The organism is Hoeflea sp. IMCC20628 (genome assembly GCF_001011155.1).
Classification (GTDB): domain Bacteria; phylum Pseudomonadota; class Alphaproteobacteria; order Rhizobiales; family Rhizobiaceae; genus Hoeflea.
Genome location: NZ_CP011479.1, coordinates 1,103,332 through 1,118,995, shown reverse-complemented (window position 1 = coordinate 1,118,995; position 15,664 = coordinate 1,103,332). Strand labels below are relative to the sequence as shown.

Below are 15,664 nucleotides of genomic sequence, written 5' to 3'. Positions count from 1 at the left end.
CTCAGACCTTCTTCTTGTCCATCGAGCGTGGACCATGGGGATGGTCGGCATGCGGATAGGGATGGTGGTGATGATCATGGCCCGGCGCGTGATCATGGCCATGGCTGTGATCGTGCGAATGCCCATGGTCATGCGCGTGGTCGTGAGTGTGATCATGCGGATGGTCGTGGGCATGCCCGTGATCGGCCACGGGTTCGAGCGGCGCCGGGCTGGCATGGCTGTGCACCGGCGTCCACGGAAGGCCGTGTTCCTTGCAGAATTCCTCCTCGCGGCACGACGCGTCGCAATCGCCCTTGCAGGGACAATCCTCAAGCCCGCCGCCGATGCCTTCGACATGGTGGTGATGGCTTTCCTGTGGCAGGCCGACCTCGGCCTCGAAGCCCAGCACCTGTTCGCGGTATTTGCACATCTGGCAGTTCATCAATGCCTGACCGTCAACGATTTCCTGCACCCGGTCCTGAAAAGTGTCGAGCACCAGCGGATGATCGCTGAGGTAAGACGCCTTGATGAACTGGATCTCGGGATGGTTGGCCGCCACTTCGTCGGTCTGCGCATAGATCCGCTTGACCAGCACGCCGGTGAAAAGGAAATAGGGAAACACGATGATACGCTTGTAGCCGAGCTTGGCCGCATGGCTGAGCCCCGGACCGACCAGCGGAAAGGTGACGCCGGAATAGCTGGTCTCGGCCCAGCCGAAGCCAAAGCCTTCCCACAGCATCCGCATCACCTTCGACGCATTGGAATTGGCGTCGGGATCGGACGATCCGCGACCGACCACCATCAAGAGCGTGTCATGCAACCCGACCTCGCCGTGCTCCTTGTTGGCGCTGTCGAGTGCCGCCTGAATGCGTTCGCCGGCGGCGCGGATCATCTTCAGATCGATGCCGAGCTCGCGGCCATAGCTGATCACCATGCCCGGATTTTGCGCCTGATAGGTGTTGAGCACCGAGGGGATGTCGTTCTTGGCGTGGCCGGCAGCAAACAGCATCCCCGGCACCGCCAGTACCCGGGTGACGCCCTTGGCGTGCAACCGGTCGAGCCCTTCGGAGATCACCGGATTGCAGAATTCCAGATAGCCATATTCCACCGGCGTGTCCGGATAGCGGGCTCTGAGCCCTTCAGCCACGGTGGCAAATTCCTTGGCGGCGTTCTGATTGCGGCTGCCATGGCCGCAAACCATGATGCCTATTGTCTCTGGCCTCTCGGTCTTTTGCAAAACTCAGGCCTCCGCAGTTTCGGGGCGGTCTTCAGCGCCGGTTTCATCGGCTTCCGCCTCGTCGCTGTCCTTGGCCTTGGTGCCGCGCTTGATCGCCCAGGCAGCCACGGCGCCTGCAGCAGCCGCTGCGGCCCAGCCGACCCAATGCGAATGTCCGGCCAGATCGCCCATATGCCCGCCATGGGCATAAGCGCTCTGCACGAGTGAAAACGGGATGAGAAGAGAAACAACTAGGGTGCGCATCGGGGCCTCCGGTCAACGTGACAAATTCAGCACGATACGCCGGACAACAGGACGCGACCGCTTGGACGCATCTTATTTTGCCGAACTGGACAGCTCCGGAATTGACCCTTGGAATAAGTCGGCCGCACCGGAATATCTCTCAGCCTGTGATCAGGCGCCGTCGCACATGGGCAAGTCTTAGGCTTTCGGCCAATACAGGTCAAACACCGATTGCGCCAACTCAGCGCCGATCTGCGCCAGAAGCTGAGTTTCCCCGGATTTTTGTCTCAGGCAAAGCCCAGCCGGCGCGCTGTGGCCTCGAGCAACCGCCGCTCGCGCGCGTCAACCTCGCCATCAGCCTTGGCGATGGTAGCAAGATGGTCGAGGATCTCGCGTTTGCGCGTCTCGTCAAGCCCGGCCAATATGTCGGCTGCCTGAGCATCGGTGGTCTCATAACCGAAATCATGCAGATACTTCAAAATGTCGGTCAGCTCGTCGCCATTGAGCCCGAGCAGACGGGTGCAGATCGCGGCGAACGCGTCGGCTTCGGCTGGCTCCACTGACTTGTCGGCAAACGACATTCTGACCAGCAGTAACAATTCCGCGCTCAAGACCGGATCATTGGCCACCTTGCTGATCGACGAATTCTGGTCGAGAAAAGCCCGAACCCTGTCGCCAAAACCACCACCACCACCACCATTCGCCGCATCACTCATGCTCTATTCCTTTTCTGTGCCAAGTCTCGCCCCCGACTCCAGCCCGAGAAGACTTGCTGTCCTGCGAAGCAAACGGTCCTCGCCCGCTCCGACATTGGAATCGGCCTGTGCTATCCGCATCATGTGATCTAGAAGAGCAGTTCGCGCCTCCGTGTCAAGCTGGCCGAGCAGCGTGAAGGTCTCTGCGCTGATCAAGCGGACCCGCGGTGATTCCAGCAGCGCATGCAGTTCCGGCATATCGCGTGGACTGATGCCGAACTGCCGCTCGCAAATTCGTTCAAAGGCGGTGAGTTGTGACGGCTGCACGATGCCGTCGGCCAGAACCATGCGGAACAGCACCAGCACCTCGGCCAGCGCCACCGGATTGCTGGCGAGTTGACCAAGCGCCCCTGTCCATTCCGGCTTGCGCTCAAACATCTGCGCAATCGAAGCAAAAAGGCTCCCCGGCATGACATCCCTTTCCCGACGAGATGATTCCCGCACCATAAAAACTAATGGGTATGAGCCGATTGTCCAGAGCAGCAGCACATGCAATAGCTCCCGCAACACACCTATCCCGTCATCTCCCGCCCAACGGATACACCCATGGAAGATCTGACGCTTACCCTCACCCTGCTGTTGCTGGTGGCGGCATTCATGGCAGGCTTTGTCGATTCGATTGCCGGCGGAGGTGGCTTGATCACAGTTCCTGTGCTGTTGCTGGCAGGCTTCTCGCCGGTTGAAGCACTCGGCACCAACAAGCTGCAGGGCCTGTTCGGATCAGGTTCGGCCACCGTTGCCTATGCCCGCAAAGGCCATGTCGATCTCAAGGCGCAATTGCCGTCAGCAGCGCTCTCCGCAATAGGCTCGGCCTTCGGAGCGATCCTCGCCACCGTCATTCCCGGCGAATTATTCCGCGCTTTCCTGCCGTTTTTGCTGGTCGCCATTGCGCTCTATTTCGCGTTCAAGCCGAATATGGACGACATCGATCGTGCGCGCCGGCTTTCACCCTTCCTGTTCGGACTGCTGATAGTTCCGGTGCTCGGGTTTTATGACGGCGTCTTCGGCCCCGGCGCCGGATCCTTCTTCATGCTGGCCTTTGTGGCACTCGCCGGCTACGGCCTGCTCAAGGCGACAGCCCACACCAAACTGCTCAACTTCGCCTCCAATCTCGGCGCCTTCGGCGTTTTCGCCCTTTTTGGCGTCATCTCCTGGAAGATCGGTTTGATGATGGGTGCGGCCCAGTTCGCCGGCGCGCAGGTCGGATCACGCATGGCGATGAAGAACGGCGCCAAGATCATCAAGCCACTCTTGGTTATCACCTGCATGGCGCTGGCGGCAAAGCTGCTGCTGGACAAATAGGGTTGGGCTCAGCGGTGGAGCCCGGCGATGTGGGAGGGGCCTGTGACGGTGTCGAGCCGTTTGAGACCTTCGGCCTTTGTCGCGGAGTGTCGCTTCCGGCCCATTGCGGACCTCCGTCACCTTGTCAAATGCTGCACCGCAACTTCCGCATTGTTGCCATTCGTAAATCACGCAGCATCCTGATGGATCGATGTCGGCAGCGGAGCACAATTAACTTTTGACGACTGAAAAATCGACATCAATGCAGAGCCGGACCCAAAAGAAACCACCAATCAGAAAAGGGGAATGTCGGATTGAGTTGCGGCAGGAAGATGCCTCAAATTGGATAGACTAAAACACGCCGGTCCTCACCGATGCTCAAGCCATCGAGTTGATCGCCAGCGTTTCCGATCTGCAGCAAATAATTTCACTTTAGGCGAGCCTCAAGCCAAATTGTCTCGACTATTTGGCGACTATCGAATTGAGTGCCACGTTATCGCAGACATTGATGGTCAAGCTTGGTGTTATCACGCCACGCGTGTTCTAGGATCACGGGTTTTGCGGTTGGGGAACGGCATTCCTCCCGGGTGCATCCTGTGAACCCCAATTCCAGTAGGTCTCTTCAATTTCGCGGAATACTTGGTCCTGCAAAGCTTGTTGGTTCACTATGTTCCAATGGCTGGCCTTGCTCAGCTCTGGAAGGTTGCGGATGTCGACATTGACGATGCGACCGTCAAATCCCTTGCCAGGGCGGAAACCGCCTTGATTAACCTTGTTACCTGATGCTTTGAAGTTGACCAGCTTGCGCACGCCCTTCGGCACGCTCGTTGCTCCAAGCGGATCGAACACGATCACCAGGTCGACGGTGATGCCAGCACGTGTTAATTCGTATGCCATAGAGATCACAGACCCCGCGCCCAGCGAATGGCCGGCCAGAATGATCGGTCCGGCGTTTGGATTGCGCACATACGCTTGCTTGATCTTGGAAAGGCTGGAATTACTGGCTGCCCAACTCAAGTCCTGCGCCGGAATGCCCCTGCGACGCAACTCCTCCGCCATATCAGTGATACCAGTAGAGAAGATGCCGTTGAAGCCGCCTCGGAACATAAAAATCTGAGCTGCTGACTTCTTCGCAACATTGTCTCCATTCATCTGCTGCGCCGGTGGTGATGGAGGGTTGTGCAGGCTGCCGGACGCCATTCGATCCGAAACGGTGCAACCGGCAATAGCCGCAGCGGCAATAAAAATTGCAGCAAGCGTACAAAATCTGGTCATGACAAGGTTTCGTAACAAATTTGGCCCAATGCTAGAATGATTCAAAATCCATTCCCGGTTTCGATTTGTCCGAATGATTATGCAACTGAGCTGAGCGCTGATCAAGCCAACAACCGCCCTTGCTTCGCTACGTTCGGCCCAAACGGAGCCGACAAACATTGACGGTGTATATTCAACGCAGCGAAAGTCCGCTCCCCGCCCGTTTCAGCTATTCGTCGAAATGCCCCCGTCCCCCACCAGCCCTACCCCTAAAACACTGCCAGCAAAATCGCGCCCGTGCCGATCAGCACCACGCCAAGCCAGTTGATAGCCGAGAGATGTTCGCCCAGGAACATCACGCCGAAGATTGCCACCAGCACGATCGACAATTTGTCGAGCGGCGCCACGCGCGCCGCGTCACCCAGTTTCAGCGCCCGGAAATAGGCCAGCCACGAGGCGCCGGTGGCGAGCCCTGACAGGCCCAAAAACACCCAGGTCCTGAGCGGGATGGTTTGCGGATTGCGCCATTTGCCCATTGCCGTGAGAATGGCGCCAAGCACCAGCATGATGACGCAGGTGCGGATGAAGGTGGCGAGATCGCTGTCGATATCGCTGATGCCGATCTTGGCGAAGATCGCGGTCAGTGCCGCAAACACCGCCGCAATCAGCGCCCAGAATTGCCAGCTTGCCGAAAGGCTCATGGCCACCCCCTTTGTCAGAACTCGACGCCGACCTGCGCCTTCACACCGGAGCGGAACGGATGCTTGATCACTTCCATCTCGGTGACCAGATCGGCAAATTCGATCAGCTCTTCCTTGGCGTTGCGGCCGGTGATGATGACGTGCTTCATCTCGGGCTTGGCCTTCAGCGTTTCGATCACTTCGTTGACGTCGAGATAATCATAGCGCAGCACGATGTTGAGCTCGTCGCACAGCACCATGTCGATCTCGGGATCCAGGATCATCTCGCGCGCCTTGTCCCAGGCTTCACGCGCAGCGGCGATGTCGCGGCCACGGTCCTGGGTCTCCCAAGTAAAGCCCTCGCCCATGGTCGCCATGGTCACCTGGTCGGGAAAGGCTTCCAGCACCTTGCGCTCGCCGGTCGACCATTTGCCCTTGACGAACTGGACGATGCCGACCTTCATGCCGTTGCCGATGGCGCGGAAAATCATGCCGAAGGCGGCCGTCGACTTGCCCTTGCCCTTGCCGGTGTGAATGATCACCAGGCCCTTTTCGATGGTCTTGGTGGCGATGATCTTGTCCCGCGCTACCTTCTTCTTCTTCATCTTTTCGGCATGGCGCTCGTTGAGCTGTTCTTCGCTCATTCCGTCGGTGATTTTTCCACGTTCGCTCATCGCTTGTCCATCCTGTTCATCATCAATACTGTTCGGCAAAACCTGCCCTGTCGATGGCTCTGTCGAGCCGTCAATCCTGTGGCGCGTCAAAGGTCTTGGCAAACCAGATCCGCTGCGCATGGCCGCCGCTGGCCGGCAGGCGGCCGCATTCACTATAGCCCAGACTTTTGTAAAACCGCGGCGCCTGGAATTCGAAGGTGTCGAGATAGACGCCGACCAGGCCCTTTTGTCGGGCAAAATCTTCCGCCCGGGCCAGCAGCGCGCGGCCGGTGCCGCTGCCGCGCTGGCCCTCGGCAATGCCGAGCAACTTGATGAACAGCCAGCCCTGAACCGTATGCGCCGTCAGGCCGCCAACCAGTTCTCCGTTGGCGTCACTGGCCTTGAGCTGCAACTGTTCGTGCACAAAAGGCAGCCCCAGCTTTGCTGCCGTCCCGTCAATGATGGCCTCGATCGTGTCGGCGAACTCACCGCTTGTGTCCTGGATCACGCTTATGTCGACAGTCATGCTCATTCCTTGTGTCCGCGGGCAAGATCAGCGAGTGCAAACTTGGCCGAATTGCTCTTCGGCGTCCACAGCCCGCGTTCAATTGCTTCCTCGAATTTTTCTGCCATTTCCCTAAGTGCATCGGGGTTCTTGGCGCGCAGGAAATCGAGCGTGTCCTCATCCATCAGATAGGCCTGGTAGACCGCGTCGAAATGCGCGTCGCGCACAGCCCCCGTGGTCGCGGCAAAGGCAAACAGATAATCCACCGTTGCCGCCATCTCGAAGGCGCCCTTGTAGCCGTGGCGCTTGACGCCGGCGATCCATTTCGGATTGACCGCACGGCCACGCACCACCCGGGCAATTTCTTCTTCCAGCGAGCGGATCACCGGACGCTCGGGTCGCGAATGATCATTGTGGTAGATCGCCGGCCGCGTTCCGCGCGCCGCTTCCACCGCTGCCGTCATGCCACCTTCGAACTGGTAATAATCATCGGAATCCAGCAGATCATGCTCACGATTGTCCTGATTCTGCACCACCGCTTCGACCGTCGACAGCCGCTGCTCGAACAGCTCGTGCGCTGCCTGACCTTCTTCGCCTGCGCCATAGGCATAACCGCCCCAGACGACAAAGGCCTCGGCCAGCTCGCCGCGATCGGTCCAGCCACCCTCATCCATCAGCGCCTGCAGCCCGGCGCCATAGGCCCCCGGCTTGGAGCCGAACACCCGGAACGAGGACTGCCGTGCCGCAGCCTCGGGCGAAGCGCCTTCGGCGATCAACCCGACGGTTTCGCTTCGCGCCCGCGATGCCAGCGGATTGTCGGCTTCGTCTTCGTCCAATGCCGCAACGGCGCGTGTAGCGCGGTCAAACAGCGCGATCTGGTCGGGAAAGGCATCGCGGAAGAAGCCGGAGATCCGCAAGGTCACGTCGACCCGCGGCCGGTTCATCATCGCCAGAGGAATGATTTCGTAGCCGGTGACCCGCCGCGAGGCCGGATCCCACACCGGCTTGGCCCCGATCAGCGCCAGCGCCTGGGCGATATCATCGCCGCCGGTGCGCATGTTGGACGTGCCCCAGGCAGTCAACGCCATCGAGGTCGGCCATTCACCGTGATCCTGCACGTGGCGGGTGACCAGCAGCTCTGCCGATTTCTGCCCCAGCTCCCAGGCCGCCGGCGTTGGCACCGCACGGCTGTCGACCGAATAGAAATTCCGCCCCGTCGGCAACACATCCGGCCGCCCGCGTGTCGGCGCACCTGAAGGCCCCGGCGTGACGAAGCGGCCATCGAGCGCTGTCAGCAAGCCGTTGATCTCGGCCTCGCCGCAGGCCTCCACCGAGGGCTTGATCAGGGTTTGAATATTGTCCATCACAGCACGGGTGGCAGGCCAATCATCCGGCAAGGCCAGACGTTCCGACACCAGCTCGATCGCCAGCAATTCGATCCGCTCGACAGTATCGCCATTGGTGCGCCAGAGATCTTCGGAGACGGCTTGCAGGATTGCGGGTTTTCGGCCGATCCACGGTTCGCCCATTGGGCAGTCGAGTGGGTCGAAACCCGACAACCCCATATCCCGCGCAATCGCCCGCTGCAGACTGTCTTCGCCGGGCGCCTCGCCGCGCTTGATCCGCGCCAGCGCCACGGTGAGATCGATCAGCAGCCCGCCCTCGGGCGAAAGCCCGAAGATGTGCAGCCCGTCGCGGATCTGCATTTCCTTGAGATCACAGAGCCAGGCGTCGAGCTTTTCCAGCGCCAGATCATCATCGTCGCCCGCAACAATCCCGGCATCGGCGTCCAGTCCTATATCGCGCACCAGATCGAGGATCTGGGCCTTGAGCAATTTCAGCCGTCTTGGATCATGACCCGACGCCTCATAGAATTCATCGACCAGCGCTTCGAGATCCCTCAGCGGCCCGTAGCTCTCGGCCCGGGTCAGCGGTGGCGTCAGATGGTCGATAATGACGGCAGAGGTTCGCCGCTTGGCCTGCGTCCCCTCGCCCGGATCATTGACGATGAACGGATAGACATGAGGCATGGCCCCGAGCACCGCCTCGGGATAGCAGGCCCGCGACAAGGCCAAAGCCTTGCCTGGAAGCCACTCGAGATTGCCGTGCTTGCCCATATGCACCACCGCATGCACATCGAACTGCTGACGCAGCCAGGCATAAAACGCGAAATAGCCATGCGGCGGAACCAGATCCGGCGCGTGATAGCTGGCCTTGGGATCGATGTTGTAGCCACGCGCCGGCTGAATGCCGACGGCGACATTGCCAAATGTCAGCAGCGCCAGATGGAATGCGCCGTTGCGGTAGAACGGATCGGCTTCCGGCACGCCCCAGCGCTCGGTCACCGCGGCTTGGATAGTTGGATCGAGTGCTTCGAAAAACGTCCTGTAGGCATCAAGCGACAACTGCACTCCGCCACTGCGATCGTCGCGAATGGCATTGGTCGGCCCGGCCTTCAGCGCCGTGACCAGCGCGTCGCCGTCAGCCGGAAGCTCGCCGGTCTGGTACCCGGCCTTGGCCATGGCGCGCAGCACCTCGACCGTTCCTGCCGGTGTATCAAGCCCGACGCCATTGGCGATGCGGCCATCCCGGTTGGGATAATTGGCAAGCACCATCGCCACCCGGCGCTCCGGCGCCGGCGTCCGTCGCAGCCGCGCCCAGCGCGATACCAGCTCAGCCACGAACTGCACCCGATCCGGTACCGGCGCGTGGGTAACGATATTGGCCTCAACCATCTCGTCAAACCGCGCTGCCGACTTGAACGACACCGCGCGGCTCAAAACCCGGCCATCAACTTCCGGCAGCGCCACATGCATCGCCAGGTCGCGTGAGGTCAGTCCCTGCTGCGATGCGGCCCAGGCCTCGCGGCCACCGCCGGCGAAGACTGCCTGCAACACCGGCGCGCCGGTCGATTCCAGCACCGTGCCCTTGGTCTGCCCGCCCGGTGACGACACAGCAAAGCCGGTGGCGTTGATCACCACATCGGGTGGCGCATCGGCGAAAATCGCTTCCACGGTGCCGACCGACACCGGGTCCTTGAGACTGGAAACGAACACCGGCAGCGCGTTGACGCCCTGGGCTTTCAATCCCTCATAAAGTGCTGAGACCGGCGCAGTCTGGCCGCTTTGCACCAGCGCCCGGTAAAAACAGATCGCCGCCACTGGCGCGCCCGGGATCCAGTCCTTGCTCAGGTCGGCAAGTGCAGGATTGCTGACGGTTGCATGCCACAGCCCGGCCTTGAGCAGCGGGGCTGCCGGTGCGGGCTGCTCGCCACCTTCAAGCAGCGCCTCGGCAAACTCGATCAATCCACGGGCATTTTCGGCCCCGCCCTCGATCAGATAGGCCCAGAGCTGGTCGCGCGCCGCCGGATCCAGCGTCGACAGCGGTTCCAGCCCCGGATCAGGCCGGTCGTCGCCGGGCAGCGCTGCGATCTTGAAGCCATTGGCGAAGGAAGCTGCGTGCAGGCTTTCCAGCGCATAGGCAAAGTAACTGGCCCCACCGAGTGCGCGGACGATCACCAGCTTCGCCTTCGGCGCCATCTTCGCCACAAAGGTGTCGACCGACATCGGATGCTTGAGATCGCTCAGGCTCGCCAGCCGCCAGGTCAGATTGCCTGTCGTCTGCCGCGCCGCTGCGATGCTGGCCAGTTCGGTGTCGGCGGCACTCAGAAACAGAATGTCGCCCGGGCTCTGTCCAAGATCGACGGCCTCGTCGCCATCGCTCAGGCTTCCCTTCTGTGCGACCAGCAGATGCATTATCCGGTCAATCCGGCGAGGCCTGCGCGGATGGCTGTCTCGTCAAGGTCGTGCAGGCCGATCACCACCAGCCGGGTTTCGCGCGTTTCGCCGCCCCCCCATGGCCGGTCGAAATGGGTGTCGATGCGGCTGCCGACGGCCTGCACCACCATCCGCATCGGCTTGCCGGTGATGTCGGCAAAGCCCTTGAGCCGCAGAATGTCGTGAGTGGTGATCAGGGACTTGAGACCTTCGTTAAACGCTGCCGCATCATTGACAGGCCCGAGCGAGACAACAAAGCTTTCAAACTCGTCGTGATCATGGTCATGCTCGTGACCATCGGCATGGTGGATGTCGTGATGCGATTTGCGGTTGGCAATGTCGTCTTCAGTGCCGATCCCCAGACCCAGCAGCACTTCCGGCGCCACTTCGCCCTGCCGCGCCTCGACAAAGATCGGCTTGCGCGTCAGATGAGCGGCGATCCCGGCGCGAACGCCTTCGAGTTCTGCGGCGCTGATCAGATCGGCCTTGTTGAGGATGATCAGATCGGCAGCAGTGAGCTGGTCCTCGAACAGTTCCTCCAAAGGACTTTCATGATCGAGCCCCTCGTCTGCCAGACGTTGCGCGTCGAGCTTGTCATGATCATGGGCAAAGCGGCCGGCGGCCACAGCGGCGCTGTCGACCACGGTGACCACGCCATCGACGGTAACTTGCGTCTTGATGCCGGGCCAGTTGAAGGCGGCGACCAGCGGCTGCGGCAGCGCCAGGCCGGATGTCTCGATAACGATATGATCGGGCCGATCCTTGCGCGCCAGCAGCTTTTCCATGGTCGGGATGAAATCATCGGCCACGGTGCAGCAGATGCAGCCATTGGTCAGCTCGACAATGTCGTCGGCGCTGCAGACCTCGTCGCCGCAGCCCTTGAGCACATCGCCATCCACACCGAGATCGCCGAACTCGTTGATGATCAGCGCAATGCGCTTGCCCTTGGCGTTTGCCAGCATGTGGCGGATCAGCGTGGTCTTGCCGGCACCGAGAAAACCGGTGATGACAGTGGCAGGAATCTTGGAAGCAACCATGGGATCAACCCTTCATTTTGAGTGGCAGGCCGGCGGCGACGAAATGGACTTCGTCGGCCAGGCCCGCAATTAACTGGTGGAGACGGCCGGCATGGTCACGGAATGCCCGCGCCATGGCGTTGTCGGGCACAATGCCCAAGCCGACTTCATTGGAGACAAGGACCACCGGGCCCTTGAGCGCCGGAATGGTTGATGCAAGCCCGTCAAAGGCTGTGCCGACGTCGTGTTCGCCCAGCATCAGATTGGTCACCCACAGCGTCAGGCAATCGACCAGCATCGGACGGTCGGTGCGTGCATGGGTTTCAAGGGCTTGCGCCAGCTCAACCGGGGCTTCGATGGTCTCCCAACCCTCGCCCCGCCGGTGCCGGTGTGAAGCAATCCGCTCGCGCATTTCGTCGTCCCACGCCTGGCCCGTCGCCAGATAAAGCCGGCTGGGCGACGCGCGTTCGACCAACCCTTCGGCGAAAGCCGATTTGCCCGATCTGGCACCGCCCAGCACCAGTGTCACCGGTGGCAGGCGATCGCTCACGCCGTTTGTTCCTCTGGAACCCGCGACAGGAACGACCCCAGCAGACCGCCAAGCAGCAGCCAGAAGAACAGCGTTGTCGCCAGTGACGCCGCCGCATAGGCCGAGGCAAGATAGGCAGGCACTTCGCTTGAAAGGTCTTCCGGCACAGGTGAACCCCAGACATGCGGCGCAACGATGAGGACTACACCCACAACCTTGACCAGCCATTCCGGCCGCATCGCGATGCACCACAGACCAACCGCGGAGGCAGCAACAGTAATCATCCACCAGCCCTGCCGATCGCCAAGATCGGCATAGGGAAAGCCGGGAACCGCAGGTGGCAGGCTCATCGACGGGGCAAGCTGGACGCAGAACCACGCCGCAGCCCCGAGCAGCAAGCCACGCGTCACGCCCTCGCGGCCCTCCGGGAATCCGATCCCCGTGAGCAATGCCGCAGCCGCAAGCATCAGGGCAAAGCCGGCGCCGGCCACCAGATTGGCCAGAACCGTGTCCCAAAACCGGCCGAAGCCGAGCATGGAGTCGTCGGTGTGGGATTCGGCGCCATGGCTATGGCCATAAGCCTCCGCAGCAGGCGCTGCGACGGCATTTTCAGTCTCCCCGTGACTATGGGGAACTTCGCCATTCTCGTAGGCTTCAGCCTGCATGATCAGCGGAATGGTTTTGAGATACTGGGCGGGCGTCATCGCCATACCGGCAATGAGCCCGGCAGCCAGAGCCGCCAGGAGCAATCGGACAATCATGACATCAATCCCTTAGTGGCAGGGAAAGCCGTAGGAATGCCGGGTGTCGTGCGCTGCATCGTGCAGCGTCTGGGAATTGGCAAGGCCAACGCCGAACACCAGAATGGAACCTATGACCAATGCCATCAGGCCGGCAACAGTGCGTGCGCCGATACGATCGGTCAGGGAAAGCGTTTGAGTCTTAGCAGTCATGACAACCTCCGTGAATGACTTCGGAAGAGAACTCTTCCGAAGGTCCGGCTCTCAACCGGTGCGAATGGCAGGTCTCCTGGCTCGCGGGTCGCGTCGACGTTGCCGTCGATCATCAGCAAATGCCGGCCTTCCCAACGGTGATGGCGGTCATGAAAACGGGACGATTCGTAGACAAAGAGGCGTCCGCGCCGATTGATCATGCCGCCACGTCAGTGGCTTGTCCGGTCCGGAGCTTCAAGTTGACGGAAAAACACCATTGCATTTCCGTCACTCTGGCCTCCCGGCGCCGGTGACATTTGCCTAACCGCTCTACAGTCGCGGGGTCGGCTGCGATAAAGATGCCCTGATTGGGTCCATCTCGTCGCATTCCCTTTTGATCCGGAAAACCAACTTGGGTTTCTGGAACCATTCGAACCTCAATTGATAGGGGTGACGCTGCTGACTGTCAATCGAGACTGCGCCATCGCGCGCCCTATCAGCGACCAATCAGTGCGGAAGCGCTCATGATGCGCTCAAATCCGACGAGACGGTCAAGTTCAGCAGCAATTTCATCAAGTGCCGCATCGACATCAGCCCGGTAATTGGTCTCCCCGCCGCGGATTCCAAATTCTGCAAGCAGCTTTGCGCGATAGGCATCCGAATCGAACAGGCCATGCAGATAGGTTCCCGACACCTTGCCATCGAAAGACATTGCACCCTCGGGACGGCCGTCAAGAATGGTCATCGGCCGCGCACAGTCCGGTCCTTGGCTGACACCGAGATGGATCTCGTAGCCCGACAAGGCGACATCGTGTACCGCCGAGTGTGCGTGAATGTTGCGCACCGTTTTCTCCGGTGCCATCTCGGTCTCGATATCGAGAAATCCCAGACCCTCGGCCATGGTCTCGCCGCCCTCCACCGCCTGCGGGTCGCACACACTGCGCCCCAGCATCTGGTAACCGCCGCATATCCCGATGATCCGCCCGCCACGCCGGTGATGCGCCTGCAGATCCTTGTCCCAGCCCTGACGACGGAGATCGGCAAGATCGGCGATGGTGGATTTCGATCCGGGCAGGATCACCAGACCGGCGTCATCGGGAAGCTGTTCTCCCGGACGCACGAACACCAGTTCCACCTCCGGCTCGGCCCTGAGCGGATCGAAATCATCAAAATTGGCGATCCGCGACAACACCGGGACCGCGATCTTCAGCGCCCGCGCCTCACCCCGCGTCAGCCGTTCCAGCGCCACGGAATCTTCCGCCGGCAGACGTGCTGCGGATTTGAGCCATGGAATCACTCCGAGACAGGGCCAGCCGGTAAAGCGGTCAATCGCCGAGATGCCGTCATCAAACAGGCTGACATCGCCGCGGAACTTGTTGATCAGATAGCCGGCAATCATCGCCCGGTCTTCGTCTGTCAGGATCGTGTGGGTGCCGACCACCGAGGCGATAACGCCGCCACGGTCGATGTCGCCGACCAGCACCACCGGCACACCCGCCGCTGTCGCAAAGCCCATATTGGCGATGTCGCCGGGCCGGAGATTGATTTCCGCTGGCGAGCCCGCGCCCTCGACCAGCACCAGATCGGCGCCGTCTGCGACGCGGGCAAAGCTGTCCAGCACCGCCGCCATCAGCTGAGGCTTGAGTTTCTGGTAGTCGCGGCCACGCGCATGGCCAACAACTTTCCCTTGAACCACCACCTGGGATCCGGTTTCCGACTGCGGTTTGAGCAGCACCGGGTTCATGTGCACGCTCGCAGGCACCCGGCAAGCCAGCGCCTGCAGCCATTGCGCCCGGCCGATTTCGCCGCCGTCATCGGCGACCGCGGCGTTGTTGGACATGTTTTGCGGCTTGAACGGTCGAACCTTTAGGCCATGGTTTGCCGCCAGCCGGCAAAAACCCGCAACCAGCACGGTCTTGCCGACATCCGAACCTGTTCCCTGAAACATCAATGCCTTTGTCATGACCCAGTCGATAGCATCGCCGGATGAAGATCAAAAGGGGTGTTCAAGCCACCGCGTTAACCATTCGCTAACCCTGTTTTCACAACTGCGGATTTTTCTTTTCACGTCATCTGAATTGCGACACAGCTTGGCGGGATTAATGCATCTGCGCCCCCGCAATGAGCATAGATCACCAAACCGATGGCCAACGCCATTCAGATCGAGATCAACACGAAAAGGAAGGACATCGCCATGCTTTATGTATTCAACTCCGCCAACAGCGTTCAGATTGCGTGGAACAATGTGCTTCCAGTGCAGAAGGCCAACCAGAAGCCCCGCACCGGCATTCTCAACAGCCTCGTGCGCACTTTTTCGGCCGGCTGAGACTGCCAGCAGCCATCCGGCGAAAACAATACGGACATGACCAGACCGGGCGCACAAAGCGTCCGGTTTTTTTTGTTCTGAACTGTGCGAAAAAATGCCCTGATTGCACAAATGCGAAGGCCGCCCGAACCTTGCGGTTCGAACGGCCTGCCAAATGATACGCCTGGCGTCCCCACAAATACACGCGAGGCTCACGACATCCCGGTACGCAATACCTGATCCGGAATGGTCGGCGGTTGTCCCCCGCCGTGGGAATGGTGTAACCCGCACATCCTTACCGGAGAGTTAGTGAAACCCTAAGCAATCATGAATCTCGCAATTTAATTGGTTCACGCGCATTTCAGATTGATCATCGAAGATCAAGATACTGCCGGCGTAGGAATTCTCCGGGCCGCTGTTGATTTCTGGCGCTAAGTCCTTACCCTAGCAAATGGCATTTCAATTGGCGTTCGGCTTGCAATACAATTCCGCAAGACGGGTTTGCGCCAATTGATGTCGTCTATATGTCGTAACCGGCGT

The 15,664-nt window shown here is 60.5% G+C and carries 16 protein-coding genes and 1 riboswitch; of the genes, 2 read left to right on the top strand and 14 right to left on the bottom strand.

Annotated elements, in window-relative coordinates; genetic code table 11:
- Nucleotide 1: 1 nt before the first annotated feature.
- From IMCC20628_RS05220 to IMCC20628_RS05205, 4 genes are all read right to left on the bottom strand, one after another.
- Nucleotides 2–1,180 (bottom strand): sirohydrochlorin chelatase, encoded by a 1,179-nt coding sequence (locus tag IMCC20628_RS05220; RefSeq protein ID WP_047029334.1) that lies wholly within the window; start codon nt 1,178–1,180, stop codon nt 2–4.
- Nucleotides 1,181–1,219: 39 nt separating this feature from the next.
- Entirely contained in the window at nt 1,220–1,459 is a 240-nt protein-coding gene (locus IMCC20628_RS05215) for a DUF6732 family protein (RefSeq protein ID WP_047029333.1), read from the bottom strand.
- Between the two features lie 266 nt (nt 1,460–1,725).
- Complete coding sequence (locus IMCC20628_RS05210) at nt 1,726–2,154, bottom strand: TerB family tellurite resistance protein (protein WP_047029332.1); 429 nt, start codon at nt 2,152–2,154, stop codon at nt 1,726–1,728.
- A 3-nt stretch (nt 2,155–2,157) separates the two neighbouring features.
- On the bottom strand, nt 2,158–2,604 hold the full coding sequence (locus tag IMCC20628_RS05205; RefSeq protein ID WP_047029331.1) for a TerB family tellurite resistance protein: 447 nt from the start codon (nt 2,602–2,604) through the stop codon (nt 2,158–2,160).
- A 135-nt stretch (nt 2,605–2,739) separates the two neighbouring features.
- On the opposite strand from IMCC20628_RS05205, the gene IMCC20628_RS05200 reads away from it, so the two are divergent.
- Nucleotides 2,740–3,495 (top strand): TSUP family transporter, encoded by a 756-nt coding sequence (locus IMCC20628_RS05200; protein ID WP_047029330.1) that lies wholly within the window; start codon nt 2,740–2,742, stop codon nt 3,493–3,495.
- A 528-nt stretch (nt 3,496–4,023) separates the two neighbouring features.
- Here IMCC20628_RS05200 and IMCC20628_RS24170 read toward each other — a convergent pair.
- The 10 genes from IMCC20628_RS24170 to IMCC20628_RS05145 form a co-directional block, all read right to left on the bottom strand.
- The gene (locus tag IMCC20628_RS24170; protein WP_156174415.1) at nt 4,024–4,749 is read right to left on the bottom strand and encodes a hypothetical protein; all 726 of its coding nucleotides are present in this window, start codon (nt 4,747–4,749) and stop codon (nt 4,024–4,026) included.
- Between the two features lie 248 nt (nt 4,750–4,997).
- Entirely contained in the window at nt 4,998–5,429 is a 432-nt protein-coding gene (locus tag IMCC20628_RS05190; RefSeq protein WP_047029329.1) for an EamA family transporter, read from the bottom strand.
- Between the two features lie 14 nt (nt 5,430–5,443).
- The gene (gene cobO / locus IMCC20628_RS05185) at nt 5,444–6,082 is read right to left on the bottom strand and encodes a cob(I)yrinic acid a,c-diamide adenosyltransferase (RefSeq protein ID WP_047029328.1); all 639 of its coding nucleotides are present in this window, start codon (nt 6,080–6,082) and stop codon (nt 5,444–5,446) included.
- A 70-nt stretch (nt 6,083–6,152) separates the two neighbouring features.
- Nucleotides 6,153–6,593: a GNAT family N-acetyltransferase gene (locus tag IMCC20628_RS05180; RefSeq protein ID WP_245307881.1), complete on the bottom strand. Its 441-nt coding sequence runs from the start codon at nt 6,591–6,593 to the stop codon at nt 6,153–6,155.
- Complete coding sequence (gene cobN, locus IMCC20628_RS05175) at nt 6,590–10,321, bottom strand: cobaltochelatase subunit CobN (RefSeq protein ID WP_047029326.1); 3,732 nt, start codon at nt 10,319–10,321, stop codon at nt 6,590–6,592. Before cobN ends, IMCC20628_RS05180 begins: the two co-directional genes overlap by 4 nt.
- Nucleotides 10,321–11,379, bottom strand: a complete 1,059-nt coding sequence (cobW, locus tag IMCC20628_RS05170; protein WP_047029325.1) for a cobalamin biosynthesis protein CobW — start codon at nt 11,377–11,379, stop codon at nt 10,321–10,323. Before cobW ends, cobN begins: the two co-directional genes overlap by 1 nt.
- A gap of 4 nt (nt 11,380–11,383) precedes the next feature.
- Nucleotides 11,384–11,908 carry a bifunctional adenosylcobinamide kinase/adenosylcobinamide-phosphate guanylyltransferase gene (gene cobU / locus IMCC20628_RS05165; RefSeq protein ID WP_082128019.1) on the bottom strand — a complete coding sequence of 175 codons (525 nt, stop codon included), beginning with the start codon at nt 11,906–11,908 and terminating at the stop codon, nt 11,384–11,386.
- Nucleotides 11,905–12,648: a CbtA family protein gene (locus IMCC20628_RS05160; protein WP_047029324.1), complete on the bottom strand. Its 744-nt coding sequence runs from the start codon at nt 12,646–12,648 to the stop codon at nt 11,905–11,907. The genes cobU and IMCC20628_RS05160 overlap by 4 nt, the downstream gene beginning before the upstream one ends.
- 12 nt (nt 12,649–12,660) lie before the next feature.
- On the bottom strand, nt 12,661–12,840 hold the full coding sequence (locus IMCC20628_RS05155; RefSeq protein ID WP_047029323.1) for a CbtB-domain containing protein: 180 nt from the start codon (nt 12,838–12,840) through the stop codon (nt 12,661–12,663).
- A gap of 48 nt (nt 12,841–12,888) precedes the next feature.
- A riboswitch (cobalamin riboswitch) is annotated at nt 12,889–13,265 on the bottom strand.
- Between the two features lie 50 nt (nt 13,266–13,315).
- Entirely contained in the window at nt 13,316–14,782 is a 1,467-nt protein-coding gene (locus tag IMCC20628_RS05145) for a cobyric acid synthase (RefSeq protein ID WP_047029321.1), read from the bottom strand.
- A 180-nt stretch (nt 14,783–14,962) separates the two neighbouring features.
- Here IMCC20628_RS05145 and IMCC20628_RS05140 point away from each other — a divergent pair, with 180 nt between their 5' ends.
- Nucleotides 14,963–15,145, top strand: a complete 183-nt coding sequence (locus IMCC20628_RS05140; RefSeq protein WP_047029320.1) for a hypothetical protein — start codon at nt 14,963–14,965, stop codon at nt 15,143–15,145.
- The last annotated feature ends 519 nt before the right edge of the window (nt 15,146–15,664 follow it).

Bases quoted from the DNA above. Each gene is read 5' to 3' on its own strand.
- IMCC20628_RS05205 (WP_047029331.1), bottom strand. From the start codon at position 2,604: ATGCCGGGGAGCCTTTTTGCTTCGATTGCGCAGATGTTTGAGCGCAAG.
- IMCC20628_RS05210 (WP_047029332.1), bottom strand. From the start codon at position 2,154: ATGAGTGATGCGGCGAATGGTGGTGGTGGTGGTGGTTTTGGCGACAGG.
- cobN (WP_047029326.1), bottom strand. From the start codon at position 10,321: ATGCATCTGCTGGTCGCACAGAAGGGAAGCCTGAGCGATGGCGACGAG.
- IMCC20628_RS05215 (WP_047029333.1), bottom strand. From the start codon at position 1,459: ATGCGCACCCTAGTTGTTTCTCTTCTCATCCCGTTTTCACTCGTGCAG.
- cobO (WP_047029328.1), bottom strand. From the start codon at position 6,082: ATGAGCGAACGTGGAAAAATCACCGACGGAATGAGCGAAGAACAGCTC.
- IMCC20628_RS05200 (WP_047029330.1), top strand. From the start codon at position 2,740: ATGGAAGATCTGACGCTTACCCTCACCCTGCTGTTGCTGGTGGCGGCA.
- IMCC20628_RS05220 (WP_047029334.1), bottom strand. From the start codon at position 1,180: ATGGTTTGCGGCCATGGCAGCCGCAATCAGAACGCCGCCAAGGAATTT.
- IMCC20628_RS05180 (WP_245307881.1), bottom strand. From the start codon at position 6,593: ATGAGCATGACTGTCGACATAAGCGTGATCCAGGACACAAGCGGTGAG.
- IMCC20628_RS24170 (WP_156174415.1), bottom strand. From the start codon at position 4,749: ATGACCAGATTTTGTACGCTTGCTGCAATTTTTATTGCCGCTGCGGCT.
- IMCC20628_RS05160 (WP_047029324.1), bottom strand. From the start codon at position 12,648: ATGATTGTCCGATTGCTCCTGGCGGCTCTGGCTGCCGGGCTCATTGCC.
- IMCC20628_RS05190 (WP_047029329.1), bottom strand. From the start codon at position 5,429: ATGAGCCTTTCGGCAAGCTGGCAATTCTGGGCGCTGATTGCGGCGGTG.
- cobW (WP_047029325.1), bottom strand. From the start codon at position 11,379: ATGGTTGCTTCCAAGATTCCTGCCACTGTCATCACCGGTTTTCTCGGT.
- IMCC20628_RS05140 (WP_047029320.1), top strand. From the start codon at position 14,963: ATGGCCAACGCCATTCAGATCGAGATCAACACGAAAAGGAAGGACATC.
- IMCC20628_RS05145 (WP_047029321.1), bottom strand. From the start codon at position 14,782: ATGACAAAGGCATTGATGTTTCAGGGAACAGGTTCGGATGTCGGCAAG.
- IMCC20628_RS05155 (WP_047029323.1), bottom strand. From the start codon at position 12,840: ATGACTGCTAAGACTCAAACGCTTTCCCTGACCGATCGTATCGGCGCA.